This is a genomic window from Streptomyces sp. NPDC001219 (assembly GCF_053597915.1).
Window position 1 is genome coordinate 1 of record NZ_JBSFJF010000034.1, and the last position, 25,813, is coordinate 25,813.

24 protein-coding genes are annotated in these 25,813 nt (G+C 70.4%); 12 read left to right on the forward strand and 12 right to left on the reverse strand.

Translation table 11 applies throughout. The features are described from left to right. Positions 1-317: 317 nt before the first annotated feature. Positions 318-866, reverse strand: a complete 549-nt coding sequence (locus ACWC9R_RS21735) for a peptidoglycan DD-metalloendopeptidase family protein (RefSeq protein ID WP_450733759.1) — start codon at positions 864-866, stop codon at positions 318-320. 1,369 nt (positions 867-2,235) lie between these two features. Between ACWC9R_RS21735 and rpsB the strand changes: the two genes are divergently transcribed. The 5 genes from rpsB (at position 2,236) to ACWC9R_RS21760 (ending at position 6,903) form a co-directional block, all read left to right on the forward strand. Continuing rightward, on the forward strand, positions 2,236-3,126 hold the full coding sequence (rpsB, locus tag ACWC9R_RS21740; RefSeq protein WP_235467547.1) for a 30S ribosomal protein S2: 891 nt from the start codon (positions 2,236-2,238) through the stop codon (positions 3,124-3,126). A 108-nt stretch (positions 3,127-3,234) separates the two neighbouring features. Beyond that, complete coding sequence (gene tsf, locus ACWC9R_RS21745) at positions 3,235-4,071, forward strand: translation elongation factor Ts (protein ID WP_450733761.1); 837 nt, start codon at positions 3,235-3,237, stop codon at positions 4,069-4,071. Positions 4,072-4,233: 162 nt separating this feature from the next. Further along, positions 4,234-5,004, forward strand: a complete 771-nt coding sequence (pyrH, locus tag ACWC9R_RS21750) for a UMP kinase (protein ID WP_386687803.1) — start codon at positions 4,234-4,236, stop codon at positions 5,002-5,004. Positions 5,005-5,179: 175 nt separating this feature from the next. Next, positions 5,180-5,737 (forward strand): ribosome recycling factor, encoded by a 558-nt coding sequence (frr, locus tag ACWC9R_RS21755; RefSeq protein ID WP_030087489.1) that lies wholly within the window; start codon positions 5,180-5,182, stop codon positions 5,735-5,737. After that, positions 5,737-6,903, forward strand: a complete 1,167-nt coding sequence (locus ACWC9R_RS21760; protein ID WP_450733763.1) for a phosphatidate cytidylyltransferase — start codon at positions 5,737-5,739, stop codon at positions 6,901-6,903. Before frr ends, ACWC9R_RS21760 begins: the two co-directional genes overlap by 1 nt. An 86-nt stretch (positions 6,904-6,989) precedes the next feature. On the opposite strand, the gene ACWC9R_RS21765 is transcribed toward ACWC9R_RS21760, so the two are convergent. The 3 genes from ACWC9R_RS21765 to ACWC9R_RS21775 all read right to left on the reverse strand — a co-directional run bounded on the left by ACWC9R_RS21765 (position 6,990) and on the right by ACWC9R_RS21775 (position 9,404). Next, positions 6,990-7,787 carry a bestrophin-like domain gene (locus ACWC9R_RS21765; RefSeq protein WP_450733765.1) on the reverse strand — a complete coding sequence of 266 codons (798 nt, stop codon included), beginning with the start codon at positions 7,785-7,787 and terminating at the stop codon, positions 6,990-6,992. 226 nt (positions 7,788-8,013) lie between these two features. Next, positions 8,014-8,649: a DUF732 domain-containing protein gene (locus tag ACWC9R_RS21770; protein WP_450733767.1), complete on the reverse strand. Its 636-nt coding sequence runs from the start codon at positions 8,647-8,649 to the stop codon at positions 8,014-8,016. A 353-nt stretch (positions 8,650-9,002) separates the two neighbouring features. After that, the gene (locus tag ACWC9R_RS21775) at positions 9,003-9,404 is read right to left on the reverse strand and encodes a hypothetical protein (RefSeq protein WP_450733768.1); all 402 of its coding nucleotides are present in this window, start codon (positions 9,402-9,404) and stop codon (positions 9,003-9,005) included. Positions 9,405-9,684: 280 nt separating this feature from the next. Between ACWC9R_RS21775 and ACWC9R_RS21780 the strand changes: the two genes are divergently transcribed. The 5 genes from ACWC9R_RS21780 (at position 9,685) to ACWC9R_RS21800 (ending at position 15,314) form a co-directional block, all read left to right on the forward strand. Beyond that, entirely contained in the window at positions 9,685-9,933 is a 249-nt protein-coding gene (locus tag ACWC9R_RS21780) for a DUF7660 family protein (RefSeq protein ID WP_450733770.1), read from the forward strand. Positions 9,934-10,057: 124 nt separating this feature from the next. Then, a complete protein-coding gene (gene rlmN / locus ACWC9R_RS21785; protein WP_450733772.1) occupies positions 10,058-11,164 on the forward strand; it encodes a 23S rRNA (adenine(2503)-C(2))-methyltransferase RlmN in 1,107 nt (368 codons plus the stop codon). A gap of 260 nt (positions 11,165-11,424) precedes the next feature. Then, the gene (locus ACWC9R_RS21790) at positions 11,425-12,501 is read left to right on the forward strand and encodes a thiamine ABC transporter substrate-binding protein (protein ID WP_450733774.1); all 1,077 of its coding nucleotides are present in this window, start codon (positions 11,425-11,427) and stop codon (positions 12,499-12,501) included. Further along, complete coding sequence (locus tag ACWC9R_RS21795) at positions 12,477-14,222, forward strand: ABC transporter permease (protein ID WP_450733775.1); 1,746 nt, start codon at positions 12,477-12,479, stop codon at positions 14,220-14,222. The genes ACWC9R_RS21790 and ACWC9R_RS21795 overlap by 25 nt, the downstream gene beginning before the upstream one ends. Next, positions 14,223-15,314: an ABC transporter ATP-binding protein gene (locus ACWC9R_RS21800; RefSeq protein WP_450733777.1), complete on the forward strand. Its 1,092-nt coding sequence runs from the start codon at positions 14,223-14,225 to the stop codon at positions 15,312-15,314. 7 nt (positions 15,315-15,321) lie between these two features. On the opposite strand, the gene ACWC9R_RS21805 is transcribed toward ACWC9R_RS21800, so the two are convergent. The 7 genes from ACWC9R_RS21805 to ACWC9R_RS21835 form a co-directional block, all read right to left on the reverse strand. After that, a complete protein-coding gene (locus tag ACWC9R_RS21805; protein WP_450733778.1) occupies positions 15,322-16,254 on the reverse strand; it encodes a hypothetical protein in 933 nt (310 codons plus the stop codon). A gap of 162 nt (positions 16,255-16,416) precedes the next feature. Then, entirely contained in the window at positions 16,417-17,583 is a 1,167-nt protein-coding gene (locus tag ACWC9R_RS21810) for an LOG family protein (protein ID WP_450733780.1), read from the reverse strand. Between the two features lies 1 nt (position 17,584). Beyond that, complete coding sequence (locus ACWC9R_RS21815; protein WP_450733782.1) at positions 17,585-17,716, reverse strand: hypothetical protein; 132 nt, start codon at positions 17,714-17,716, stop codon at positions 17,585-17,587. Positions 17,717-17,749: 33 nt separating this feature from the next. Continuing rightward, positions 17,750-18,931, reverse strand: coding sequence for a hypothetical protein (locus ACWC9R_RS21820; protein WP_450733783.1), 1,182 nt, complete (start codon positions 18,929-18,931; stop codon positions 17,750-17,752). Then, the gene (locus tag ACWC9R_RS21825) at positions 18,913-19,653 is read right to left on the reverse strand and encodes an ABC transporter ATP-binding protein (RefSeq protein ID WP_450733785.1); all 741 of its coding nucleotides are present in this window, start codon (positions 19,651-19,653) and stop codon (positions 18,913-18,915) included. Before ACWC9R_RS21825 ends, ACWC9R_RS21820 begins: the two co-directional genes overlap by 19 nt. 217 nt (positions 19,654-19,870) lie before the next feature. Further along, positions 19,871-21,232 carry an aspartate aminotransferase family protein gene (locus ACWC9R_RS21830; RefSeq protein WP_450733787.1) on the reverse strand — a complete coding sequence of 454 codons (1,362 nt, stop codon included), beginning with the start codon at positions 21,230-21,232 and terminating at the stop codon, positions 19,871-19,873. A 2-nt stretch (positions 21,233-21,234) separates the two neighbouring features. After that, positions 21,235-21,726 (reverse strand): Lrp/AsnC family transcriptional regulator, encoded by a 492-nt coding sequence (locus ACWC9R_RS21835; RefSeq protein ID WP_190146272.1) that lies wholly within the window; start codon positions 21,724-21,726, stop codon positions 21,235-21,237. 170 nt (positions 21,727-21,896) lie between these two features. On the opposite strand from ACWC9R_RS21835, the gene ACWC9R_RS21840 reads away from it, so the two are divergent. Together ACWC9R_RS21840 and ACWC9R_RS21845 are read left to right on the forward strand one after the other, a co-directional pair. Beyond that, positions 21,897-23,351 carry a gamma-aminobutyraldehyde dehydrogenase gene (locus ACWC9R_RS21840; protein WP_450733789.1) on the forward strand — a complete coding sequence of 485 codons (1,455 nt, stop codon included), beginning with the start codon at positions 21,897-21,899 and terminating at the stop codon, positions 23,349-23,351. A gap of 120 nt (positions 23,352-23,471) precedes the next feature. After that, positions 23,472-24,653 carry a polyamine ABC transporter substrate-binding protein gene (locus ACWC9R_RS21845; protein ID WP_450733790.1) on the forward strand — a complete coding sequence of 394 codons (1,182 nt, stop codon included), beginning with the start codon at positions 23,472-23,474 and terminating at the stop codon, positions 24,651-24,653. A gap of 17 nt (positions 24,654-24,670) precedes the next feature. Here ACWC9R_RS21845 and ACWC9R_RS21850 read toward each other — a convergent pair whose 3' ends face one another. After that, positions 24,671-25,801, reverse strand: coding sequence for an acyl-CoA dehydrogenase family protein (locus tag ACWC9R_RS21850; RefSeq protein WP_450733792.1), 1,131 nt, complete (start codon positions 25,799-25,801; stop codon positions 24,671-24,673). Positions 25,802-25,813 lie beyond the last annotated feature (12 nt).

Consider the following 25,813-nt stretch of genomic DNA (forward strand, 5'->3'; position numbering starts at 1 on the left):
AGCCCGCAGCCCGCAGCCCGCAGCCCGCAGCCCGCAGCCCGCAGCCCGCAGCCCGCAGCCCGCAGCCCGCAGCCCGCAGCCCGCAGCCCGCAGCCCGCAGCCGGGTCGTGCCTGTGGCCGGGTGCGGGCCTACGTGTGGTTCGGCTTTCCCACCCACTTTGGCTGTGTCTCGGCCTGGCCGTGTTGGGCTACCCCTGCGGCCAGGCTCACGGCCTTGCCTGAGGGTTGCGTTCGCCGTGTCGTGATCGCCTAGTCGGCGCGATCGCAGTCGTCTTGTGTGGTCACTCACCACCTGGTCAGAGGGCGCGGCCGTAGCGCTAATCGTGTCGCTTTCGTGCGCCCTCGCTCACCTCAGAGCGCCGCGAGGGAAGACGGCGAAGCGCCCAGGCCGCTACGAGTGCGAGGCCTGCCGCCTCTATGAGGGCGGCTGCTGTCGGGGCCGAACTTCCGACCTGGGATGTCGGCTCGGTTCGAACCGGATGTGGGGGAGCGGGATCAGCGCCCGCTGGTACGGGTACCCCGAAGATCGGCAGCAGGCGGGACGGGCCGCCGCGGAGCATGTTCTGGGGCAGCAGCGACAGCGGGTCCAGGTAGGTCTTGCCGCGGCGCAGGCCCCAGTGGAGGCAGGGCTCGCGGCAGTGGAACGGGCCGCCCTTCTGCAGGAGGGCGACCGGCTGGCCCGCCGTGACGCGCTGGCCCTTCTTGACCGTGGACCGCACGGGTTCGTAGGTGGTGCGTAGGGGCGGGCGGCCCGAGCGGGAGACCTCGAGGGTCAGGGTGCCGCGGCCGGCGACGGTTCCCGCGAAGGTCACCCGGCCCGGTGCCGCGGCTCGCACCACGGCACCGGCGGAGGCGGCCAGGTCCACCCCTCGGTGCCCCGCCGCCCAGGGGGCAGGAGGCGGTTTCCAGCCCCTGAGCACGGTGGGCTGTAAGCCCGCAGGCCCTCCCACCGGCCACGATCTGTCCTCGGCGGATGGCGTGGCACGCTCCGGAGGTGCCATGTCTCTGGGAGCCCCTACCAGCCAGCCGCGTCCCACACCCACCGCACGCGTCACCGCACGATCCACCGGCCGATCCACTGATTGGTCGGCTCTGTCGTCCATGGCCCGGACCACCATCCCCACCACCGGCCGGCCCGCCATGAGCCCCAGCCCGTGCGCTGGCCCACGCTCTATCACGGGCTCCACGCTGCGCCCCGCCGCTCCGCTCGTGGACGGAGCCGTGGCGGCAGCGTTCGCGAGTGACGGGGCGAAGAGTGTGAGGACCGCGGCCGCGGTCGGGGCCAGGAGTACGCCCATCGCGTGGGCGGGGAAGAAGCAGCTCGGCCCGTATCCGTTCGGATCGCGCCGCGGTGCAGGGGGCAGCGGCGCGGGCGACCGTAAGCGCGACCCCGGCTGGGACAGGGGGCGAGGCGGCCGGAAGGGGGACCAGAGACGGAATTGGGCTCGGGGCCGGGACTGGGGCCCGGACTGGGACGGAGGAGGAAGAGAGCCAGGTGCGTGCCCCTTCCGACTGTGGCGCCCCCGTCCCGGCCGACTCCGGTCCCCGGAACCCGACCCCTGCCCCGTCATCCGGCAGCCGCGCCCAGGCCCCGGACCGCGGTCGCCTTGCTCCAGCCGATCAACCGGCCATACCCGATCAACCGGCCGTAGCCGATCAGCTGACCGTGATCGATCGGGCCGCCCTGGCCGACCGGCTGACCTTGATGGATCGAGCCGCCCCAGTCGATCAGCGGACCGCTGTCGACCGAGCCGCCCCGGCCGACCCGCCGGTCGGGCTCGGTCCGCCGGCCCAGGCCGGTCGTCGGGGCGTGATCCTGTGAAGCGCCCGCCGGTGCCCGTGAAGGTACGGAAGCGTCGGTTCGGTCCTGGGGTTCGTCGTGTGGTTCGTCGCATGTGCTGACGGTGGCGCAGTTCGTCGGGGCGTGTGGATCTTGGGTTGAAGCTGTGGATGAGCGGCTGGTTGTGGACAACGGTGTCACTCGTGTGGGGCTCGAAACGGAGCGTGTCGCCCGGTGCATCGGCAGTCCCGTACACTTCTGATGGCGATCCGGGTCACCGGGTCGACTTCGCACGCCCCGCCGTCAGTGCACCAGTCCCGTTCGGGCAGCACGACGGCCGCGCCCCTCGGTCCTCGGACGGCTCCGCAAGGTGTCATCCCCGGCAGGCGCGTCGGGGCGTCAGGCACCGCGGCCGACCGGCCGCAGTGAAACCGAGTACAACAAGGAGTACGGCCATGGCCGTCGTCACGATGCGGGAGCTGCTGGAGAGCGGCGTCCACTTCGGGCACCAGACCCGCCGCTGGAACCCGAAGATGAAGCGCTTCATCTTCACCGAGCGCAACGGCATCTACATCATCGACCTGCTCCAGTCGCTGTCGTACATCGACCGCGCCTACGAGTTCGTCAAGGAGACCGTCGCCCACGGCGGCTCGGTCATGTTCGTCGGCACGAAGAAGCAGGCCCAGGAGGCCATTGCCGAGCAGGCGACCCGCGTGGGCATGCCCTACGTGAACCAGCGCTGGCTCGGCGGCATGCTGACCAACTTCTCGACCGTCTACAAGCGCCTGCAGCGCCTGAAGGAGCTCGAGCAGATCGACTTCGAGGATGTGGCCGCCTCCGGCCTCACCAAGAAGGAGCTCCTGGTTCTCTCCCGCGAGAAGGCCAAGCTGGAGAAGACCCTCGGCGGTATCCGCGAGATGCAGAAGGTGCCCAGCGCCGTCTGGATCGTGGACACCAAGAAGGAGCACATTGCCGTCGGTGAGGCGCGCAAGCTCAACATCCCGGTCGTCGCGATCCTCGACACCAACTGCGACCCGGACGAGGTCGACTACAAGATCCCGGGCAACGACGACGCGATCCGCTCCGTCACCCTGCTCACCCGCGTGATCGCCGACGCCGTCGCCGAGGGCCTCATCGCCCGTTCCGGTGCCGCCACCGGCGACCAGAAGCCCGGCGAGAAGGCCGCTGCCGCCGAGCCGCTGGCCGAGTGGGAGCGCGACCTGCTCGAGGGCGAGAAGAAGGCTGACGACGAGGCCCCCAAGGCCGAGGAGAAGCCCGCCGAGGAGGCCGCCCCGGCCGCCGAGGCTCCCGCCGCCGAGGCCGAGAAGCCGGCTGAGCAGGCCTGACCCGCAGCATCCGGTTGACGACGGCGGGGGAGGGCGCCACAAGCGCCGCCCCCGCCGTCCACCCGTAGATCTTTCGACTTCGAGATTTCGAGAAGAGATTCACAGACCATGGCGAACTACACCGCCGCTGACGTCAAGAAGCTCCGCGAGCTCACCGGCGCCGGCATGATGGACTGCAAGAAGGCCCTGGACGAGGCCGAGGGCAACGTCGACAAGGCCGTCGAGGCGCTGCGCATCAAGGGCCAGAAGGGCGTCGCCAAGCGCGAGGGCCGTTCCGCCGAGAACGGTGCGGTGGTCTCCCTCATCGCCGACGACAACGCCTCCGGTGTCATCGTCGAGCTGAAGTGCGAGACGGACTTCGTCGCCAAGGGCGAGAAGTTCCAGGCCGTCGCCAACGAGATCGCCGCGCACGTCGCGAAGACCGCTCCGGCCGACATCGAGGCCCTGCTCGCCTCCGAGATCGAGGCCGGCAAGACCGTCCAGGCGTTCGTCGACGAGGCCAACGCCACCCTGGGCGAGAAGATCGTCCTGGACCGCTTCGCGCAGTTCTCCGACGGCTACGTGTCGGTGTACATGCACCGCACCATGCCCGACCTTCCCCCGCAGATCGGTGTCCTCGTCGAGCTCGACAAGGAGAACGCCGAGGTCGCCAAGGGCATCGCCCAGCACATCGCCGCGTTCGCCCCGAAGTACCTCGCCAAGGACGACGTCCCGGCCGAGGTCGTCGAGGCCGAGCGCCGCGTCGCCGAGGAGACCACCCGCGCGGAGGGCAAGCCCGAGGCTGCTCTTCCGAAGATCGTCGAGGGTCGCCTCAACGGCTTCTTCAAGGACGCGACGCTGCTCGGTCAGCCGTACGCGCTCGACAACAAGAAGTCCGTCGAGAAGGTCCTCCAGGAGGCCGGTGTCACCCTGAAGCGCTTCTCGCGCATCAAGGTCGGCATCTGAGCCTGTCGCGAAGGCAGCGAATGACCTACGACCCCGCTAGGGTCGTACGCAGTCGGCCGCTCAACGGCCGGCCGCAGATGTGACGAGGAGGCCATTGCCGCACAGGGATCTGAACCAGACCCACGGCAATGGCCTTCTTCGTATGTGCACGAGGAGAGCTCAATGATTCACGGTGCCGACGGCGCGCACGCAGACCATTCCGGCCACGGCGGCAGGCGACGCTTCCTGCTGAAGCTGTCGGGCGAAGCATTCGCCGGCGGCGGCGGACTGGGCGTCGACCCCGACGTCGTGCACGCGATGGCCCGCGAGATCGCCGCCGTGGTGCGCGACGGCTACGAGATCGCCATCGTGATCGGCGGCGGCAACTTCTTCCGTGGCGCCGAACTCCAGCAGCGCGGCATGGACCGGGCCCGCTCCGACTACATGGGCATGCTCGGCACGGTCATGAACTGTCTGGCCCTCCAGGACTTCCTGGAGAAGGAGGGCATCGACTCCCGCGTCCAGACGGCCATCACCATGGGACAGGTCGCCGAGCCGTACATTCCGCTGCGTGCGGTGCGCCATCTGGAGAAGGGCCGGGTCGTGATCTTCGGCGCCGGTATGGGCATGCCGTACTTCTCCACCGACACCACCGCCGCCCAGCGCGCCCTGGAGATCGACGCCGAGGCCATGCTGATGGGCAAGAACGGGGTGGACGGCGTCTACGACTCCGACCCCAAGAAGAACCCGGACGCGGTGAAGTTCGACGCCCTCGAATACGGCGAGGTGATCACCCGGGACCTGAAGGTCGCCGACGCCACAGCCATCACGCTGTGCCGGGACAACAAGCTCCCGATCCTCGTCTTCGAGCTGCTCGCCGAGGGCAACATCGCGCGTGCGGTGAAGGGTGAGAAGATCGGCACGCTCGTCAGCGATCAGGACACCCGGGCCTGACGGCCTCAACTGCCGCGATTCCGTACGGGCATCGGCCCGTACGGGCGGCAACGCCGTACCGGGGTAAGACCCCGGTACGGGGATGGACAACGGCCTGCCGGTCGGACACCGTGCAGGAGAACACGCGCGGCAGGGGCGAGGCTCTGCTTCTTACCGAAAAGACCAGGAGCAAGTGGTGATCGAAGAGATCCTCCTCGAGGCCGAGGAGAAGATGGAGAAGGCCGTCGTGGTCGCCAAGGAGGACTTCGCCGCGATTCGCACCGGGCGTGCGCATCCGGCGATGTTCAACAAGATCGTGGCGGACTACTACGGCGCCATGACGCCGATCAACCAGCTGGCGTCGTTCTCGGTTCCCGAACCGCGGATGGCCGTGGTGACCCCGTTCGACAAGAGCGCGCTGCGCAACATCGAGCAGGCCATCCGCGACTCCGACCTCGGCGTCAACCCGAGCAACGACGGCAACATCATCCGAGTGACGTTCCCGGAGCTGACCGAGGAGCGCCGCAAGGAGTTCATCAAGGTCGCCAAGAACAAGGGCGAGGACGCGAAGATCTCGATCCGCAGCGTCCGGCGCAAGGCCAAGGAGACCCTCGACAAGCTGGTCAAGGACAAGGAGACCGGCGAGGACGAGGTGCGCCGCGCCGAGAAGGAGCTCGACGACACCACCGCGAAGTACGTGGCGCAGGTGGACGAGCTGCTCAAGCACAAGGAATCCGAGCTCCTCGAGGTCTGATGAACGAGTCTTCCTGGGGGGCCCCGCCCGGCGCCGGTCAATGGGGACCGCCCGACCACGGCCCGGCCCCCTCGCTGCGCGGGTCGGCGCCCCCCGTTCCGGCGGGTCCGGTGTACGACCGGGGCGATGCGGCGCAGACTCGGCCCATGCCCTTTGTGCCCGGGCAAGGCGGACGCCAGGATGACAACCGGGGATATCGGGACATCCGGGACACCCGGGACCACCTGGACGACCGGGGGGCTGCTCGACGGAGCGGCCCCCTGTTCCGCGACGAAAAGCCGCAGGAGCCCATGCCCACCTCTCTTTCCGGGTCCGACAGCTCGCCGGACTCAGAGAAGCCGAAGAAGAAGAGCGCGGGCCGCAACCTGCCCGCCGCCATAGGGGTCGGCGTCGGCCTCGGCGCGATCATTCTCGCGTCGCTCTTCGTCTACAAGCCCGTCTTCATCGGCGTGATAGCGATCGCCGTAGTGGTGGGCCTGTGGGAGCTGACCTCGCGGCTGGCGGAGCGCAAGGACATCAAGGTGCCGCTGGTGCCGCTCGCGGTCGGCGGCACCGCCATGGTCGTCGCCGGATACGTCCGCGGCGCCGAGGGAGCCTGGGTGGCGATGGCGCTCACCGCGCTCGCCGTGCTCGTGTGGCGGATGACCGAGGCGCCCGAGAACTATCTGCGGGACGTCACCGCCGGCGTCTTCGCGGCGTTCTACGTGCCGTTCCTCGCGACGTTCGTGGCGCTGATGCTCGCGGCCGAGGACGACGGGCCGCAGCGGGTGATGACGTTCCTGCTGCTGACGGTCGTCAGCGACACCGGTGCGTACGCGGTCGGCTGGCGGTTCGGGAAGCACAAGCTCGCCCCGCGCATCAGCCCCGGGAAGACCCGCGAGGGACTCGTCGGCGCGGTGCTCTTCGCGATGGCGGCCGGTGCGCTGTGCATGGAGTTCCTGATCACGGACGGGGCCTGGTGGCAGGGTCTGCTGCTCGGCCTCGCCGTCGCGGCCAGCGCGACCCTCGGCGACCTCGGGGAGTCCATGATCAAACGGGACCTCGGCATCAAGGACATGGGCACCCTGCTCCCCGGCCACGGCGGCATCATGGACCGGCTCGACTCGCTGCTGCCGACCGCGCCCGTGGTCTGGCTGCTGTTCGTGGTCTTCGTGGGCTCCGGCTGACCGCAGGGTTCTCGCGGGTGAGGGCAGGGAGAGGATTCCTCTCCCTGCCCTTTTCCGTGCCTTCCCTCCCCTGAGCCGCCCGCCGGCTACCGGGGCGGCGACAGCGTCTCGACCGCCGCGCGCAGTGGCTCCGGTGACGTGGCGAACTCGCCGAGGAACGGATACGACAGTTCCGTGACCAGGAACAGGTTGGTGGCGACGAGGACGCTCACCGCCGCGACCATCCCGTAGTGGATCAGGGCCTGCTCGGAGCCGAAGGTGGCGGAGAATCCGAGGACCAGTCCACTGGTCAGCAGGACCGCCAGCCACAGGGACAGCGGCGGGCCGATGTTGGTGCGTGCCTCGAGCAGCCGTTCCGTGCGGGCGAGGCTCAGTTCCCTCAGGGACGCGAGCGAGCTGGTGAGGAAGGCTCGCTGGGTGTCGTTGCGGGGCTGAATGCGCTCGTACGTGCTGTGCAGGCGGTGCAGCGCGTTCTCGGCCTTGGGCGTGGCATCGCCTGCCGCGGCGCGGGGCCACTCGGCCGCCGCCGCGCGCCCGTACGCCAACAGGCTCTGCCTGATCCGTGCGCTCTCGGCCTCGCCGAACACCTCGCGGCCCCTGGCCAGCTGTGTCGCCATGGCGCCCTCGGTCCGCGTCGTCTGGTCCGCCGCGTTCACCTGGCCCCAGAGGGCGAGGACGATGAAGCCGATGAGGAATCCGTAGACGACCGCGATCACGGGGAAGAGGAACTGCGCGATCTCGTTCTGCTCGCCCCGCTTGAGGCGGGGGATGCGGCGCCGGACCACCGCCTGGAAGGCCGCCGTCCCGCCGGCGATGCCGACGACGAGCCCGGCCAGCAGCAGCCAGGAAGGCACGTTGATCACGATCCAACGGGTCACGGCCACTGCTCCACGCTCCTGACGTACCCCACACCCGCCACCATGGCGCGGTGGCCAACGAAGGCGGCGGGGGGTGGACACGTCTGCTTGGTCTTTTTGGTGCGAGGGAGGGGGAGCTGCCCGGGGGAGAGGCTCGGTCCGGCTCGGCGCCTCGCGCCGGCAGGCGGACCACCATGGGTGACCGTGCCCTCCGTGGCCCAGTGTTCCGGCCTGGGCTTCCGGATGATCCGCGCTACTTCAAAGCTGCCGCCACAGCGGACGTATATGACGGGCAGTAGACGGGCGGGGCTTCGGTAACGATGGCCAGCCCCTTCGCTCCTGGGTATGCGGCCTGCGCCGTTTCGAGTACTTCTCGGGGGCTGTCACCCGCATCGAGTTCTGTACATATGAGCTGCCCCTGAACTCCGAGGTCGTCGGCTTCCACCGGTCCGAGTTCGGGGGCGTGGGCTTTCACGGCGTCGGCGTATCGATCGTCCTTGTCTGACGACGCGGGTACATCGTCCACGACCTGGGGGGAGGGGGAATGGGGTTCCGGGCTATCAGGCGCTGGGGGAAATCCGCAGGCTTCACGGGTGGCGGCGACGGTGAACATCACAGGGCCGTCCCCGTGCACTTTCTGCTTGCAGATGATCCATGTATCGAATGTGGAATCACTGCGATCCGCTTTCGTTTCTACGTCCAGATATGCCCTCAACGTCATCGGCGAGCTCAGTGCGGATTCCGCTTCGCTCTTGGTCTTGCCGACGAAGTCAGCGATGGGCAGCTGGGATGAGGCCGCCTTCTTCCCCTCCTCGTTGTGTGAAGTGCCGCTGCACCCGGCCAGGGTGAAGACCAGAAGCGCACAGGTGGCCGCGTTACGTCCTCGCACAATGCATCCCCCGTTCTGAAGCTCTCGGTAGGGCACTGTAGCGCTCTGCGGTGATGTTTTTCAGGGTGACGATGATCGGACGCCAATCCCCTCGGCAGAACCAGACGGCTCCTGGCGAAGCCTGGCGATCTCTGACGTTCTTCTGATCAGTCTGTGGCCCCGGACGTACCTGATCGAAGCCCTGATACGAGGATTCGGCCGAAATTTCGACGCCGTGCAGTGAGCCTTAAGAACTGGCCCAAAAACCCTTCGCCTGCCCCTGGGCTGACCCCGCACGCTTTTGAGTGGCGTCTGCCCAATGCACTTCAGGACGAGGAGCTGTGTGTTCCACCTGGATGCTTGTATACCTCTTTTCAGGTTCGCCGCAGAGCCGTCCTCATCTCCTCAGTTAACGCACTGCGGGCCTCGTGAGCGGTCCGCCAGGCACGGATGTACTCCACGGAGTCCGAGTCATGACCGGCAACCACGACGTCATGGAAGTCGAGCACGCTGAGAGTGGCGCGTCCGGCCATTTCGACAACCGGCTGCTGGGCCACTAATTGCAGTTGCTGCTGTGCTGCGTACACACCATGCTCGCCGATCGCGACGTGACCCCTGCCGATACGTTCCGGACGAAGCTCGCTCCGGGAAAACGCATCCCGGGCCTGAGCGAGGGCCGTGAGGTATTCCATGCAGGCGGTGCGCAGCGCATCGCGCTCTCGCTCTGATGTGTCACGGCGCCAGCGGACGCGGTCAGCAACGAGCGTGCTGACCACACCAAGAACCGTACCCAGAGCCGTGGCAACAACCGTTGACCACTGCATACGCCCCCCAAGAGCTTGCCTGGGCCCAAGCCCAGAGCCACTACCAACCCTTGGTCGCCATCGGACCATGGCGGAGCGGGTTTCGACAGCCTTGTGGAACGCATCGCCTGACATCCATTGCTGACATCAACGACTACAAGCAACGGTGGCTTCGGGCCGACCAGCAGGTCCGTCGCGGCGATCACTGGCAGGCTTACAAAGCAGTAACCCCAGGGCGGTAGCGTCCACGCCCATGACTTCGTCTCCTGATCGCGTGGATAGCAGGGAAGCGCTGGCGTCGTTTGTCCGCTCCCTGCACCGTGACTATGCCGACAGCGCCGTCTCGTGGGGCAACACTGATCTTGGTGATTTCCTGGAGGCTCTCGCCGCTTGGGTCGATGACGCGCCCGGCTGGTATCGGAATGCCGGTCACGACCTACCTGACAACGGTGACTGGGCTTTCTTCGCCAGAGCTCTGAGCGCAGCCACCGTGTACGAGTAGCACCCCGGCCAGAGCCCTGGGCCGTGCGAGGTCAGCCACCAACGGCAGAAGGAAACAGCGCGTGACCGTCCCCTCACCGCTCCGACCTGGGGCCCCGTAAATGATCTGCCACACTGGACCCACCATGCCTGCACCCGGAGAACTCACTTTTGTCGCGCCGCGCGGGGCCAAGAAGCCGCCGCGGCACCTTGCCGATCTCAGTCCTGTCGAGCGTCGCGAAGCGGTGGCCGCGATCGGGGAGAAGCCGTTTCGTGCGAAGCAGCTGTCGCAGCACTACTTCGCCCGGTATGCGCATGACCCGGAGCAGTGGACCGACATTCCGGCGGCGGCGCGCGAGAAGCTGGCGAGTGAGCTGCTGCCGGATCTGATGACGGTCATGCGGCACATCTCGTGCGATGACGACACCACGCGCAAGACGCTGTGGAAGCTGCACGACGGGACGCTCGTCGAGTCGGTGCTGATGCGGTACCCGGACCGGGTCACCATGTGTATCTCCTCGCAGGCCGGCTGCGGGATGAACTGCCCGTTCTGCGCCACCGGACAGGCGGGGCTGGACCGTAACCTCTCGACCGCCGAGATCGTGCACCAGATCGTCGACGGGATGCGCGCGCTGCGCGACGGGGAGGTGCCGGGCGGGCCGGCGCGGCTGTCCAACATCGTCTTCATGGGGATGGGGGAGCCGCTCGCCAACTACAAGCGGGTGGTCGGGGCGATCCGGCGGCTGACGGACCCGGAGCCGGACGGGCTGGGGCTGTCGCAGCGGGGGATCACCGTCTCCACCGTCGGCCTGGTGCCGGCGATGCTGCGGTTCGCCGACGAGGGCTTCAAGTGCCGGCTGGCCGTGTCGCTGCACGCCCCCGATGACGAGCTGCGGGACACCCTGGTGCCGGTCAACACGCGCTGGAAGGTGCGGGAGGTGCTGGACGCGGCGTGGGAGTACGCCGAGAAGTCCGGGCGGCGGATCTCGATCGAGTACGCGTTGATCCGGGACATCAACGACCAGGCGTGGCGCGGTGATCTGCTCGGCCGGCTGCTGAAGGGCAAGCGGGTCCATGTGAACCTCATTCCGCTGAACCCGACGCCCGGCTCGAAGTGGACCGCCTCGCGTCCCGAGGACGAGCGGGCGTTCGTCCAGGCCATCGAGGCGCACGGGGTGCCGGTGACCGTCCGGGACACCCGCGGCCAGGAGATCGACGGCGCCTGCGGTCAGCTCGCGGCCTCGGAGCGCTGACCGCCCGCTGGTACGGTGTGTCGAACAAGCACACATTCCGACAGGGGAGCGCCACAGCGCTGAGAGTGCGGAAGCGTCGTAGTCCTACGGTGCCCGCAGACCCTTGAACCTCGCCCGGGTCATTCCGGGTAGGAAGTTCGGTCGTCACTCATGCTGTTGCGCCCTGCCCCGGGTCCCCTCCGTCCGGTACGTCCTCGTACGACGGAGCGGCGGAACCGGGGCAGGGCCGCGTCTCTTCCTGGCCAGCCAGGAGGAAGTCAGTGAACACCACCAGCAGGATCACCGCGACGGTGGTGGCCGCCGCGGTCGGCATGGCCACCCTCGCCGCCTGCGGGGGCCAGGGCGGCGGGAGCGCCGACGCCAAGACCGTCACCCTCGTCAGCCATGACTCGTTCCACGCGTCCAAGTCCGTCCTGGCCGCCTTCGAGAAGGAGAGCGGCTACAAGGTGACGGTCCTGCGGGGCGGGGACGCCGGCAAGGCCGTGAACCAGGCGATCCTGTCCAAGGGCAACCCCCAGGGCGACGTGTTCTTCGGGATCGACAACACCCTGCTCTCGCGCGGTCTGGACGAGGGGCTCTTCAGCCCGTACGAGGCCAAGGGACTGGACAAGGTGCCCGCGGAGCTCCAGCTCGACAAGGGCCAGCACCGGGTCACGCCGCTCGACTACGGCGACACCTGCGTCAACTACGACCGCGGCTACTTCGACCGGCACAAGATCGCGCCGCCGAAGACCTTCGACGACCTGCTCAAGCCCCAGTACAAGGGCATGCTCCTCACGGAGAACCCCGCCACGTCCTCGCCGGGGCTCGCCTTCCAGCTCGGCACCATCGCCAAGTACGGCGAGAAGGGCTGGCAGAGCTACTGGAAGAAGCTCAAGGCCAACGGTGTCGAGGTCGTGGACGGCTGGGACCAGGCCTACAACGACCGGTTCTCCGGCTCCGCGGCCGGCAAGGGCAAGGGCGACAAGCCGCTGGTGGTCTCGTACGCCTCCAGCCCGCCCGCCGAGGTGCTCGGCAAGAAGCCCGCGCCCAAGGAGGCGCCGACCGGTGTCGCGGCCGGCACCTGCTTCCGGCAGGTCGAGTTCGGCGGTCTGCTCAAGGGCGCGCGGAACGAGAAGGGCGGCAAGGCGCTGCTGGACTTCCTGCTGAGCAGGAAGTTCCAGGAGGACGTACCGCTGACGATGTTCGTCAACCCGGCCCGTGCGGACGCCGCGGTGCCGGAGGTGTTCACCCGGTACGGCACGGCGATCGACAGGCCGACGACGCTGGCGCCCGAGGCGATCACGAAGAACCGCGAACAGTGGATCAAGCAATGGTCCTCGCTCGTCCTGAAGTAACGCCCCCGGACACCACGGGTGCCCGGCGCGGCAGACCCGCGCGGGGAACGGCGGTGCGGCTCGGCCTGATGGCGGTGCCGCTCGCCTTCTTCGCGCTGTTCTTCGCCTACCCCGTGGTGGCCATCGTCGGGCGGGGGCTCAAAGACGGCGGGCAGTGGCAGTTCGGCCGGTTCGGTGCCGTGCTGAGCGACCCGGACATCGTGCATGTGCTGTGGTTCACCGTCTGGCAGGCGGCCGCCTCGACCGGGCTGACCCTGCTGATCGCGCTGCCCGGCGCCTATGTCTTCGCGCGCTTCGACTTCCCCGGAAAGCAGCTGCTGCGGGCGGTCGTGGCGGTGCCGTTCGTGCTGCCGACCGTCGTCGTCGGCTCCGCCTTCCTCGCGCTGCTGGGGCGGGGCGGGCTGCTGGACGACCTGTGGGGCGTGCGCCTGGACACCTCGGTGTGGGCGATCCTGCTGGCGCATGTCTTCTTCAACTACGCCGTGGTCGTCCGGACCGTCGGCGGGCTCTGGGGGCAGCTCGACCCGCGGCAGGAAGAGGCGGCGCGGGTGCTGGGGGCCGGGCGGTTCGAGGCCTGGCGGCGGGTGACGCTGCCCGCGCTGGGGCCGGCCGTCGCGGCCGCCGCCCTGATGGTCTTTCTGTTCACCTTCACCTCCTTCGGGGTGGTGCAGATTCTGGGCGGCCCCGCCTTCTCCACACTGGAGGTGGAGATCTACCGGCAGACCGCGGACTTCCTGGACCTGCCGACCGCCGCCGTCCTCACCCTGGTCCAGTTCGCCGCGGTGCTGGGCGTACTGGCGCTGCACGCCTGGACCGTGCGCCGCCGGGAGTCCGCGCTCCGGCTCGTGGACGCGGCGCGGACCGCCCGCCGGCCGCGCGGCCCCGGCCAGTGGGCGCTGCTGTGGGGGACGCTCGCCGTGATCGCCGTCCTGCTCCTGGCGCCGCTGCTGGTGCTCGTGGAGCGGTCGTTCGCCGGGCCGGACGGCTACGGCACGGTCTTCTACACCTCGCTGGGGTCCGCCGCGAACGCCGACAGCACCTTCGCCGTCGCCCCCCTGGACGCCCTGGGGAACTCCCTCGCCTACGGGGCGGCGGCCACCGCGATCGCGCTGCTGGTGGGCGGACTGGCGGCCGCCGCGCTGACCCTGCCCCGGCTGCGCCGCGGCCCGTCCGGGCGGACCCCCGCGATCAGCCGGTTCGTCCGCGGTTTCGACGCCCTGCTGATGCTGCCCCTGGGAGTCTCCGCGGTGACCGTGGGCTTCGGCTTTCTGATCAGCCTCGACGCGCCCCCGCTCGATCTGCGTGCCTCGTGGTGGCTGGTCCCGCTCGCCCAGGCGCTGGTGGGGGTGCCGTTCGTGGTCCGCACGATGCTGCCGGTGCTGCGGGCGGTCGACGGCCGGCTGCGGGAGGCGGCCGCCGTGCTCGGCGCCTCGCCCTGGCAGGTGTGGCGCGAGGTCGACCTGCCGCTGGTGCGGCGGGCGCTGCTGATCGCCGCGGGCTTCGCCTTCGCCGTGTCGCTCGGCGAGTTCGGCGCGACGGTCTTCATCGCGCGCCCGGACCAGCCGACGCTGCCGGTCGCCGTGGCCCGGCTGCTGGGACGTGCGGGCGAGCTCAACTACGGGCAGGCGATGGCCCTGTCGACCCTTCTGATGGTGGTGTGCGCCGCCGCGCTGCTCGTGCTGGAGCGCCTCCGCCCCCTCGACCGATCCGGGGAGTTCTAGATGACGGCACGGACCGGCACCACCGCACCGGCCGGCACCACGGCGCGGGAACTGCTGCGGCTGGGCGGGGTGACCGTCCGCTTCGGCACGAGCGGGCGCCCGGCGCTGGACGCGGTCGATCTGGACGTCGCCGACCGGGAGATCGTCTGCGTCCTGGGGCCCAGCGGCAGCGGCAAGTCCACCCTGCTGAGAGTCGTCGCCGGGCTCCAACAGGCCGACGCGGGACAGGTGTTGCTGGAGGGCCGGGACCAGTCGGGCGTGCCCACGCACCGGCGCGGGGTGGGTCTGATGTTCCAGGACCACCAGCTGTTCCCGCAGCGCGATGTCGCGGGCAATGTCGCCTTCGGGCTGCGGATGCGGCGTTCCGCGCGCGGCGAACGGGAGCGCACGGTCGCCGGACTGCTGGATCTCGTCGGGCTGCCGGGCGCCCAGCGCCGCGCCGTGGCGTCCCTGTCCGGCGGCGAACAGCAGCGGGTCGCCCTGGCCCGCGCGCTGGCCCCGCACCCGCGGCTGCTGATGCTGGACGAGCCCCTCGGCCAGCTCGACCGCGGGCTGCGCGAACGGCTCGTCGTCGAACTCCGGCGGCTCTTCCGTGAACTGGGCACGACCGTGCTGGCCGTCACCCACGACCAGGGCGAGGCCTTCGCGCTCGCCGACCGGGTGGTGGTGATGCAGGACGGCCGGATCGCGCAGACCGGCACCCCGCTGGAGGTCTGGCAGCGGCCCGCGAGTGAGTTCGTCGCCCGCTTCCTCGGCTTCGACAACGTGGTCGAGGCGACGGTGCAAGGCGAGGCCGCCGCCACCCCCTGGGGAAAGGTGCCCGTCCCGGCGGCCACCCCGGACGGGCCGTGCCGGCTGCTGGTCCGCCCGGCCGGTGTCCGGCTGACGGCCGCGCCGGACGGTCTGCCGTGCACGGTCGCGGCCCGCACCTTCCGCGGTACCCATGTCGCGCTGCTGCTCCGGCCCGCCACCGGGCCGCAGGTGGAGGCGGCCTGCGCCCTGCGGGACGCGCCCGAAGTGGGCGAGCGGGTGGGCATCGCCTTCCAGGCGCGGGACGTGGTGGTGCTGGACGGCTCCGCTCCGGCGGGCTGACCGCGCCTCAGCGGGCCGCGGTCTCCAGCGCGTCGCCCTCCCGTGCCCCGGCCTGCGGCGCGCCGGGGTCCGGCTCCGGCGCGCCGAACCAGGCGACCGCGACGGCGCCGGCCACCGCCACCACGAAGCCGAGGGCGGCTACCCAGGCGAAGCCGGGCCGGGACGCGTCGCCCAGCCACAGCACCCCGAGAATGCCGGGGACCACCGTCTCGCCCACCACCAGCGCCGCCGTGGCGCCGTTCACCGAGCCGATCTGCAGGGCGACGGTGTGCAGATACATGCCCCCGATGCCGGCGACGAGGATCGCGTACAGGGCCGGGTCGGCGAGCAGCGTCGGCAGGTGGAAGGGGTCCACGCCGTTCAGCACCCGGACGCCGACGCCGAGCGCGCCGAAGCCCAGACCGGAGAGCAGGCCCGCCAGGATCGCGGCCCGCCCGCCGAGCAGCCGCACGATCAGGGTGCCGCCGCCGATGAGCACGACCGAGGCGACGAGCAGCCACCAGTGGCTGGCGATCGGGGTGTGGCCGCTGCCCTCCGGCCCCGCGGCCGTGGCCAGCAGCACCAGCGCTCCGCAGACCACCGCGATGGAGGACCACTCGGCCCGGCTGAGCCGGATGCCGAGCAGCTTGATGCCCAGGACGGCGGTGATCACGAGGTTGGCGCTGATCACGGTCTGGGAGAGGAACAGCGGCAGCAGCCGGGCCGCCAGCGCGCCCAGCCCGAAGCCGACGAAGTCCAGCACCGTGCCCACCATGAACTCCCAGGTCACGGCCGCCTTCGCGGTCGACGACAGGCTGGGGCCGCCATGCTGGGTGACGCCGCTGCCGGCGGACTCGGCCGCCTCCCGGCGGGCGGATTTACGGGAGCCCACCGCCTGCAGGACCGATCCCGTGCCGTAGCAGGCCGACGCCGCCACCGCCGTCAGAAGGCCGATGATCACCAAGAGCTCCGTTCGCCCGCTGTGCGCATGACGCGTTCATTACCTTCTGGCAGACGTGCATTCCGGGACGGAAGTTGCTTCCGGCGGCGCACCTCTCGTGCACCGCCGGCCGGGGCGGTGGCCCGGGCTCTCCGCGCGGGGCGGCGGCGTACGGCCGGCCGGTCAGGAAGGCGCCTGGGCGCGGAGGCGGGCCAGCGCGTCCGGGGCCTCGTCCACCGAGTCGACCAGGGCGATCCGGGCCGCCATGGGGCGCTCCGCGGCGAGCGCCTGGAGCAGCGGCCAGGCGGGGAGCTTCTCCGTCCAGTGCGCGCGGTCCACCAGCACCATTGGGGTCGGCTCGCCCCGCGACCCGTAGTAGTTCGGGGTCGCGTTGTCGAAGATCTCCTGTACGGTCCCGGCCGCGCCCGGCAGGAAGACCACACCGGCGTTGGAGCGTGCCAGCAGGCCGTCCTCGCGTACCGCGTTGACGAAGTACTTGGCTATGTGGGACGCGAAGGCGTTCGGCGGCTCGTGGCCGTAGAACCAGGTGGGGATGCCGGCCGAGGTGCCGCCGCCGGGCCAACTGCCGCGTATCTCGAAGGCGGCGTGTGCCCAGTCGGTGACGGACGGGGTGAAGTGCGGTGTCTTGGCGAGGAGTTCCAGCGCCGCGTCGAGCATCTCGTCCTCGAAGGGGGCTGCGTACGCCCCGAGATTCGCCGCCTCCATCGCGCCGGGGCCGCCGCCGGTCGCCACGGTCAGCCCGTCGCGGGTGAGCCGGCGGCCGAGCCGGGCCGCGCCCGCGTAGGCAGCGGTGCCGCGCTCCAGGGCGTGGCCGCCCATGACGCCCACCACCCGGGCGCCGGCGAGGTGTTCGTCCAGGGCGTCGGAGACGGCGTCGTCATGGATGCTGCGCAGCATGGAGGCGAAGATGTCGCCGTCCGACTTGGTCTCCTGGTACCAGCGGTAGGTGTGGGCGTCCGGGGTGGCGTCGAAGCCGCCGTCGGCCAGCCCCGCGAACAGCTCGTCCGGGTCGTAGAGAGCGCCCCGGTACGGGTCGAACGGGAGGTCCGGTACGGGCGGGAAGACCAGGGCGCCGCTCGCGCGGATCTTGGCGGCGGCGTCCGGCTCCATGGCGCAGCCGAGGAACACGGACTCCGTGGTGTCCGCGCCGAGCAGCGCGAACGTACGGTCCGTCAGGTCGACCGACTGGACGCGGTGTCCGGCGAGGCTGCCGGAGGCGACGACCTGGTCGAACTCCTCCAGGGACTCGATCTCCCGGTCGTCGTGGTCGTCGTGGGCGCGGGTGCGGCGGGACGCCGGCGGCTGTGAATTCGACTGCACGTCCGACATGTTAGGGCCGCAGGGTGGCCACCAGGGGGCCGAGGTGCCCGTCCGTGGCCGCAGCGTCGAGTGCGGCGCGCAGCGCACCGTCGTAGGTCGGGCGTGCCCGCTGCCGCACCTCCCGGCCCTCGTCCTTGATCACGCTGGGACCGGGCCGGCCCTGCCCCCCCACCCGTCAACGCACCAGCGGAAGCGTGGCCATCTCCGCGACGGTCCAGGTCAGCGGCGCCAGGACGAGGGCCAGCGCCAGGAAGCGCAGGGCCGCGGCGCGGTGGAGGACGGAGGCGGAGGCGCCCAGGCGGCGGAGGGCCGCCGTGGTGTGGGCGCGGGCCGAGCGGGACTCCACCGCGGCGGTGAGCGCGCTGGCGGCGACACAGGCGAGCACGACCGCCGCGCCGACGGCGGTGAGCGGTCCGAACGGACTGGAGGGGGAGGCCTCATACACCTTCACGGCGGCGTACGCGGCGGAGCCGACCGCGCACAGGACCCCCAGCGGGCGGCCGAGGCGGTGCGACTCCTCCTGGAGCACCCGCCCGGACAGCAGCCGCAGCGCGCCGGGACGGCCGGCGCACAGCAGCCGGCCGCACAGATGCACCAGCCCGGGACCGGCCAGCACCAGCCCGAACGCCGACAGCGCCCAGCCGGCCAGCACGCCGGGAGGGCTGCCGACCAGCCGGCCGGGGAGCGGCAGCAGGCCGCCGGGGGCGTGGCCGCCGCGGCTGGCGTAGGCCTCGATCGCCAGCCCGGCCGCGGCCATCGCGATGCCCCACGGGAGTCCGGAGGGCGGGGCGGTCCGGGGGCGGACGTCGCTGTCGGGGGCGCCGGCCTCATGGCGGGGGCGCAGGGCGACGGCGGCCGCGGCCGCCGCGGTCAGCGGCACGGTCGCCAGCAGCAGGAGCGCGCCGGCGAGCGGCACGGGGTGGCCGGCGCCGAGGAGGTCGCCGTCGACCCCGAGGGCGGAGGGGCGGCCGAAGAGGCCCGGGCCGCCCAGGTCGCCGCGCAGCCGGAGGAAGACGAGCAGGGCCAGCAGGACCCCGAGGAAGCAGGACAGTGCGGTGGAGACGGTGGCGAGCAGGGTGAGGCGGAAGGGGCCCAGGCCGGCGGCGGTCATCCCGCGCTGGAGGCGGGCGGCGGGGTCCGTCCGCGCGGTGGACACCGCGAACTGGGCGGTGGCGGCGAGCGGGGCCGCGCACCACAGCAGGCGCACCAGCGACTCGTCGGCCGCGGACGGGTGCCCGGCGGCGTGGCCGACGGTGGAGAGCAGCAGGAAGCCGGTGCCGGCCGCGGCGGCGGTGACGGAGAGGCGGCGCAGCTGGACGAGGGGGCGCGAGCCGCGGGCTAGACGGAGAGCGAGCACTCTGCCCTGCTTTCCTCGTCGTCGGAGCCGGTTCCGGCGGGCGCCCCGTGTGACTGGTGCCCGTCGAGGAGCGTGAGGGACCGGTCGGCGAGCGTGGCGACCTCGGGGTCATGGGTCGCCAGGACCACGGTGATCTGGTGCGAGCGGGCCGCGGTGGTGAGGGTGCGCAGCACCTGGGTGCCGTCGGCGCGGTGCAGCGGCGCGGTCGGCTCGTCGGCGAACAGCACCTGCGGGGTGGTGGCGAGCGCGCGGGCGATGGCGATGCGCTGGCGCTGGGACTGGTCGAGCTGTGCGGGGCGGCGGCTCGCGCACATGCCGACGTCGAGGCGGTCCAGCCATTCGAGGGCGGTGTGCTTGGCGGAGCGGGTGCCGGTGCCGCGGAGCAGGAGGGGGAGGGCGGCGTTCTCCCAGGCGGTGAGCTCGTGGACGAGGTGCGGTTCGGTGTCGATCCAGCCGAACCGGTCCAGGCGCAGCCGTTCGCGGCTGGGGGAGGAGAGGGTGTGCACGGGGGCGCTGTTGAACCACACCTCGCCCTCGGCCGGGACGAGTTGACCGGAGAGACATTTCAGGAGGGTGGTCTTGCCACTGCCGCGCGGGCCGGTGACGGCGAGGATCTCGCCTTCGCGGACGCCGACGGAGACTCCGGTGAGGGCGGAGGTGCCGCCGTACGCGTGGTGCAGGCCGCGGGCCCAGAGAACGTCGTTGTCAGGCGGGGCCACCATCTGCGCACCTCTTGTTGTAGGCGTCGAATCGTTCCCCCGACCGGGTGAACGACCATGGAGGGTATCGGTCACAAGCACGGTAAGGATTGGTGACCCCCGGTATTCGCCGCTTGGCAGCACAACGGCCCAGATTCACTCGTATGGCTTGAAGTGAGTGAGTCTGGGCCGCTGGGTATTCACTTGTGCCTGATGAGGCGGCGCGCGGGCGCCCTACGGATCAGAGCTTGGTCCAGGCCTCGGTGAGGACCGTGCGCAGGATCTGCTCGATCTCGTCGAAGACCGACTGGTCGGCGATCAGCGGCGGGGCCAGCTGGATGACCGGGTCGCCACGGTCGTCGGCGCGGCAGTAGAGACCGTTGTCGAACAGCGCCTTGGAGAGGAAGCCGTACAGGACGCGCTCGGTCTCCTCCTCGTTGAAGGACTCCTTGGTGGTCTTGTCCTTGACGAGTTCGATGCCGTAGAAGAAGCCGTTGCCGCGGACGTCGCCGACGATCGGCAGGTCGTGCAGCTTCTGCAGGGTGCTCAGGAAGTTGCCCTCGTTGTCGAGGACGTGCTTGTTGAGGCCCTCGCGCTCGAAGATGTCGAGGTTGGCGACACCGACGGCCGCGGAGACCGGGTGGCCGCCGAAGGTGTAGCCGTGCAGGAAGGTGTTGTCGCCCTTGTAGAACGGCTCGGCCAGGCGGTCGGAGATGATGCAGGCGCCGATCGGGGAGTAGCCCGAGGTCATGCCCTTGGCGCAGGTGATCATGTCCGGGACGTAGCCGAACTTGTCACAGGCGAAGGTCGTGCCGAGGCGGCCGAAGGCGCAGATGACCTCGTCGGAGACGAGCAGCACGTCGTACTGGTCGCAGATCTCGCGGACCCGCTGGAAGTAGCCGGGGGGCGGCGGGAAGCAGCCGCCGGCGTTCTGCACCGGCTCCAGGAAGACCGCGGCGACGGTCTCCGGGCCCTCGAAGAGGATCTGCTGCTCGATCTGGTCGGCGGCCCAGCGGCCGAAGGCCTCGGGGTCGTCGCCGTGGATCGGGGCGCGGTAGATGTTGGTGTTCGGGACCTTGTGCGCGCCGGGGACCAGCGGCTCGAAGGGGGCCTTCAGGCCGGGCAGGCCGGTGATGGACAGGGCGCCCTGCGGGGTGCCGTGGTAGGCCACGGCACGGGATATCACCTTGTGCTTCATCGGCTTGCCGACGAGCTTGAAGTACTGCTTGGCGAGCTTCCAGGCGGTCTCGACCGCCTCGCCGCCGCCGGTGGTGAAGAAGACCTTGTTGAGGTCACCGGGGGCCTCGTTGGCCAGCCGCTCGGCCAGCTCCACGGCCTTGGGGTGGGCGTAGGACCACACGGGGAAGAAGGCCAGCTCCTGCGCCTGCTTGTAGGCGGTCTCGGCGAGCTCGACCCGGCCGTGGCCCGCGTTGACCACGAAGAGGCCGGCGAGCCCGTCGATGTAGCGCTTGCCCTTGTCGTCGTAGATGTTGGTGCCCTCACCGCGCACGATCGTGGGCACGGGGGCATTCTCGTACGACGACATGCGGGTGAAGTGCATCCACAGGTGGTCGTATGCGGTCTTGGAGAGGTCGCCGCTCATTGCTATCTCGTTCCCCAGGTGTAGGTCTGCTTCCGGAGCTTGAGGTACACGAAGCTCTCGGTGGATCGGACGCCGGGAAGCGTGCGAATCCGCTTGTTGATCATTTCCAGCAGGTGGTCGTCGTCCTCGCAGACGATCTCGATGAGGAGATCGAAGGAGCCTGCCGTCATGACGACGTACTCGACCTCTTCCATGGTCGTCAGGGCATCGGCCACGGGGTCGAGGTCACCTTCGACGTTGATGCCGACCATGGCCTGCCGCCGGAAACCGACCGTGAGGGGGTCGGTGACCGCGACGATCTGCATCACGCCCTGATCGAGCAGTTTCTGTACGCGCTGGCGTACCGCCGCCTCGGACAGGCCGACGGCCTTGCCGATCGCGGCATACGGACGGCGCCCGTCCTCCTGGAGCTGCTCGATGATCGCCAGGGAGACGGAGTCAATCGACGGGGTGCCGGTTCTGTCATGACCGTTACGGGGAGCCACGCCGTTCACTGTGCACGAGCCTCGTCTGTCTCGCAACCCCAAAGCGATGAAATTAGTCGTGTCGCGATCGAAAATTCACTGATTCCGTTGTTCCTGGGTGGCGGGTGTGTTGAAAACGTGGGTCCCATGGCTAGGGTGGATGTCCAAACCACCAGACTTCTGACTGAAGGGGGCGCACAGTGACCACCTCACTGCGTCGTCTGCGCAACTACATCGACGGGGAGTTCCGGGACGCCGCCGACGGGCGGACCACGGAGGTGGTCAACCCCGCGACGGGTGAGCCGTACGCCACCGCCCCGCTCTCGGGTGCCGCCGACGTGGACGCGGCGATGGCGGCCGCCGAGGCCGCCTTCCCCGCCTGGCGCGACCTGATCCCGGCCGAGCGCCAGAAGGTCCTGCTGAAGATCGCCGACCGCTTCGAGGAGCGGGCGGAGGAGCTGATCGCCGCCGAGTCGGAGAACTGCGGCAAGCCGGTCGCGCTCGTACGGTCCGAGGAAATCCCGCCGATGGTGGACCAGATCCGCTTCTTCGCGGGCGCCGCCCGGATGCTCGAAGGCCGCTCGGCCGGCGAGTACATGGACGGCTTCACCTCGATCATCCGCCGGGAGCCGGTCGGCGTCTGCGCCCAGGTCGCGCCGTGGAACTACCCGATGATGATGGCCGTGTGGAAGTTCGCCCCGGCGCTGGCCGCGGGCAACACCGTCGTCATCAAGCCCTCCGACACCACGCCCGCCTCCACGGTGCTGATCGCCGACATCATCGGCAGCGTGCTGGACGAACTGGGCCACTCCCGCGGCGTGTTCAACGTGCTCTGCGGGGACCGCGAGACCGGCCGGCTGATGGTCGAGCACAAGGTCCCGGCGATGGCCTCGATCACCGGCTCGGTGCGCGCCGGCATGCAGGTCGCCGAGTCCGCGTCCAAGGACCTCAAGCGGGTCCACCTGGAGCTGGGCGGCAAGGCCCCGGTCGTGGTCTTCGAGGACACCGACATCCCCAAGGCCGTCGAGGACATCTCCGTCGCCGGTTACTTCAACGCCGGCCAGGACTGTACGGCCGCCACCCGTGTGCTCGTCCACGAGTCCATCCACGACGAGTTCGTCGCCGCGCTGGCCAAGGCCGCCTCGGAGACCAAGACCGGCGCGGTCGACGACGAGGACGTGCTCTACGGCCCGCTGAACAACGCCAACCAGCTCAAGCAGGTCAAGGGCTTCATCGAGCGGCTGCCCGCGCACGCCAAGATCGAGGCGGGCGGCGAACAGGTCGGCGACAAGGGCTACTTCTTCGCCCCGACCGTCGTCTCGGGCCTCAAGCAGGACGACGAGATCGTCCAGCACGAGGTCTTCGGCCCGGTCATCACCGTCCAGTCCTTCTCCGACGAGAAGCAGGCCGTGGCGTGGGCCAACGACGTCGAGTACGCCCTGGCGTCCTCGGTGTGGACCAAGGACCACGCCCGCGCCATGCGGATGTCCAGGAGCCTCGACTTCGGCTGCGTGTGGATCAACACCCACATCCCGCTGGTCGCCGAGATGCCGCACGGCGGCTTCAAGAAGTCCGGCTACGGCAAGGACCTGTCGGCCTACGGCTTCGACGACTACACCCGGATCAAGCACGTGATGACCTCCCTCGACGGCTGAGCCGGAGGAACCCACCCCGTCGGGCGCCACGGAACGCTCGACACACCGTCGCGGGCGGAGGCCCGGCAACTGACGCTCTGTCGCTTGCCGCCTCCGCCCGCGACGCGTGAGAGTGCGGCCATGGCAGATCTTTCGCGGCGGGCGCTGCTCCGGGGCATGGGCGGACTGGGTGTGACGGGGGCGCTGGCCGCCCTGAGCGGATGCGGGGTGCCGCCGGCCTACGTCGAGGCGGCGGACCGCGGCGGCCCGGACCGTTCGGCACGGGACCGCAGGCTCGTCTTCGCCAACTGGCCGCTCTACATCGACGTCGACGACCACGACAAGCAGCGCCGCCCCACCCTGGACGCCTTCGAGCGGCGCACCGGGATCTCCGTCACGTACACCGAGGAGATCAACGACAACGACGAGTTCTTCGGCAAGATCAGCCCGGCGCTGATGAACCACCAGAGCACCGGCCGCGACCTGATCGTCATGAGCGACTGGATGTGCGCCCGGTTCGTCCGGCTGGGCTGGGTGCAGGAGATGGACCGCGCCGCCCAGCCGCACGTCGCCCGGCACCTCGACCCGCTGCTGCGCACCCCGCACTTCGACCCCGGCCGCAGGCACTCGGTCCCCTGGCAGTCCGGGATCACCGGCATCGCCTACAACCGGAAGAAGCTCGGCCGGGAGATCAGGCACACCTCCGACCTGTGGAAGGGCGACCTGCGCGGCCGGGTCACCCTGCTCTCCGGGCTCGACGAATCCTTCGCGATGCTCATGCAGGGCAACGGGGTGGACATCACCCGCTGGACGGCCGACGACTTCCACCGGATGACCGACCAGGTCCGGCGCCTCGTAAGCAAGGGCCACATCCGGCGGTTCACCGGCAACGACTACATCAAGGACCTGGACTCCGGGGACGTGCTCGCCGCCCAGGCCTACTCGGGCGACGTGATCCAGCTCCAGGCGGACAACCCGGACATCGAGTTCGTGGTGCCGCAGGAGGGCGCGGAGCTGTGGGCGGAGAGCCTGCTGATCCCCGACCGCGCGGAGCACAAGCGCAGCGCCGAGCAGCTGATCGACCACTACTACCGCCCGGAGGTGGCCGCGGACCTGGCCGCCTGGGTCAACTACGTCTGCCCCGTACCGGCCGCACGGGACGTCCTCGCCTCCTCCAAGGACAAGGAGCGCGCCGCACTCGCCGAGGACCCGCTGGTCTTCCCCGACGACGCGATGCGCAGGCGGCTGGTCATCGCCCGCGACATCACCTCCGGGGAGCGCACCGAGTTCGCCAAGGAGTGGAACGCGATCGTGGGGCTGTGAGGGGGAGGGGCCGGGCGTCAGAGGTGCGGTGAGGCAGGGGCGCCCCCGAGCCGCAGGTCGCCGACCCCGTCGAGGATCTTCTCCGAGGACGCGACATGGCGGCCCGCGGTGATGAGGTCGCGCAGGCAGCGGTCGAGCGGGGTGTGCTCGGTGTAGACCGCGGCCGCTCCCACGGCGTCGTACAGGAGCTGGACCGCCTCCCGGCAGGCCCGGTGCGCGAACTGGCGGGCCAGTGCGGCCGTGCCGCGTTCGGGCGCCAGGCCCGCCGCCTGCGCGGCCCAGGCCTTCTCCAGCGTGGCGTACACATAGGCGTCCGCCGCGCCGATCAGCGACTCGGCGTGTGCGAGGTCGGCCGGGGTGCCCGGCCGGGGCAGCGCGGTGCGCCGGGCCGTGAGGATCTCCCTGGCGGCGTTCAGCGCGGACCGGCCGATGCCCAGCGGCACGCCCGCCATCTTGAGGGCGAGGTTGTCGGCGCGCAGGTGGAGCGGCGCCTGCCCGGTGCCGGTCTGCGCGAGCCCGAAGGTGTGGCGTTCCGGGACGAACAGGTCGGCGACCTCGAAGTCGTGGGAGCCGGTGCCGCGCAGCCCCGTGGTGTGCCAGGTGGCGAGCACCCGCGCGTGCGCGGCGTCGAAGACGGCGATCCTCGGGGCGCCTTCCGGGGTCAGGAACCCGGCCATCACCCGGTCGGCGTGGGTGATCCCGCTGCCCTGGGCCCAGCGGCCCGACAGGAGGTAGCCGCCGTCCCGCCGGACCGCCCGCCCGGCCGGCGGCAGCACCGTCGCGGTGACCAGGTCCGGGTCGGGGAACAGCTCGGTGAACACCTCGGCGGGCAGGGAGACCACGGCCAGCGAGGCGTTCAGCGCGACGGCCGCGCACCAGCCGACCGAGGCGTCCCCCTCCGCCAGCAGGTCGACGGCGCGGGTGAGCTCCGGCACGGTCATCTCGACGCCGCCCAGCTCCGGCGGCAGGGCGGCGCGCAGCAGGCCGGTGGCCTTCAGGCCGTCGAGGACGTCACCGGGAATCCGGCCCACCCGCTCGATCTCCGGCGCGCGCGCCGGGAGGCCCGGGGCGTACGCCCGTACGCGCTCCATGACCGATGCGGCGGTGAGGGCCGTCCCGGCACGGGTCGGCAGTTCCATGGTGGTCATCCGGTCCTCCTG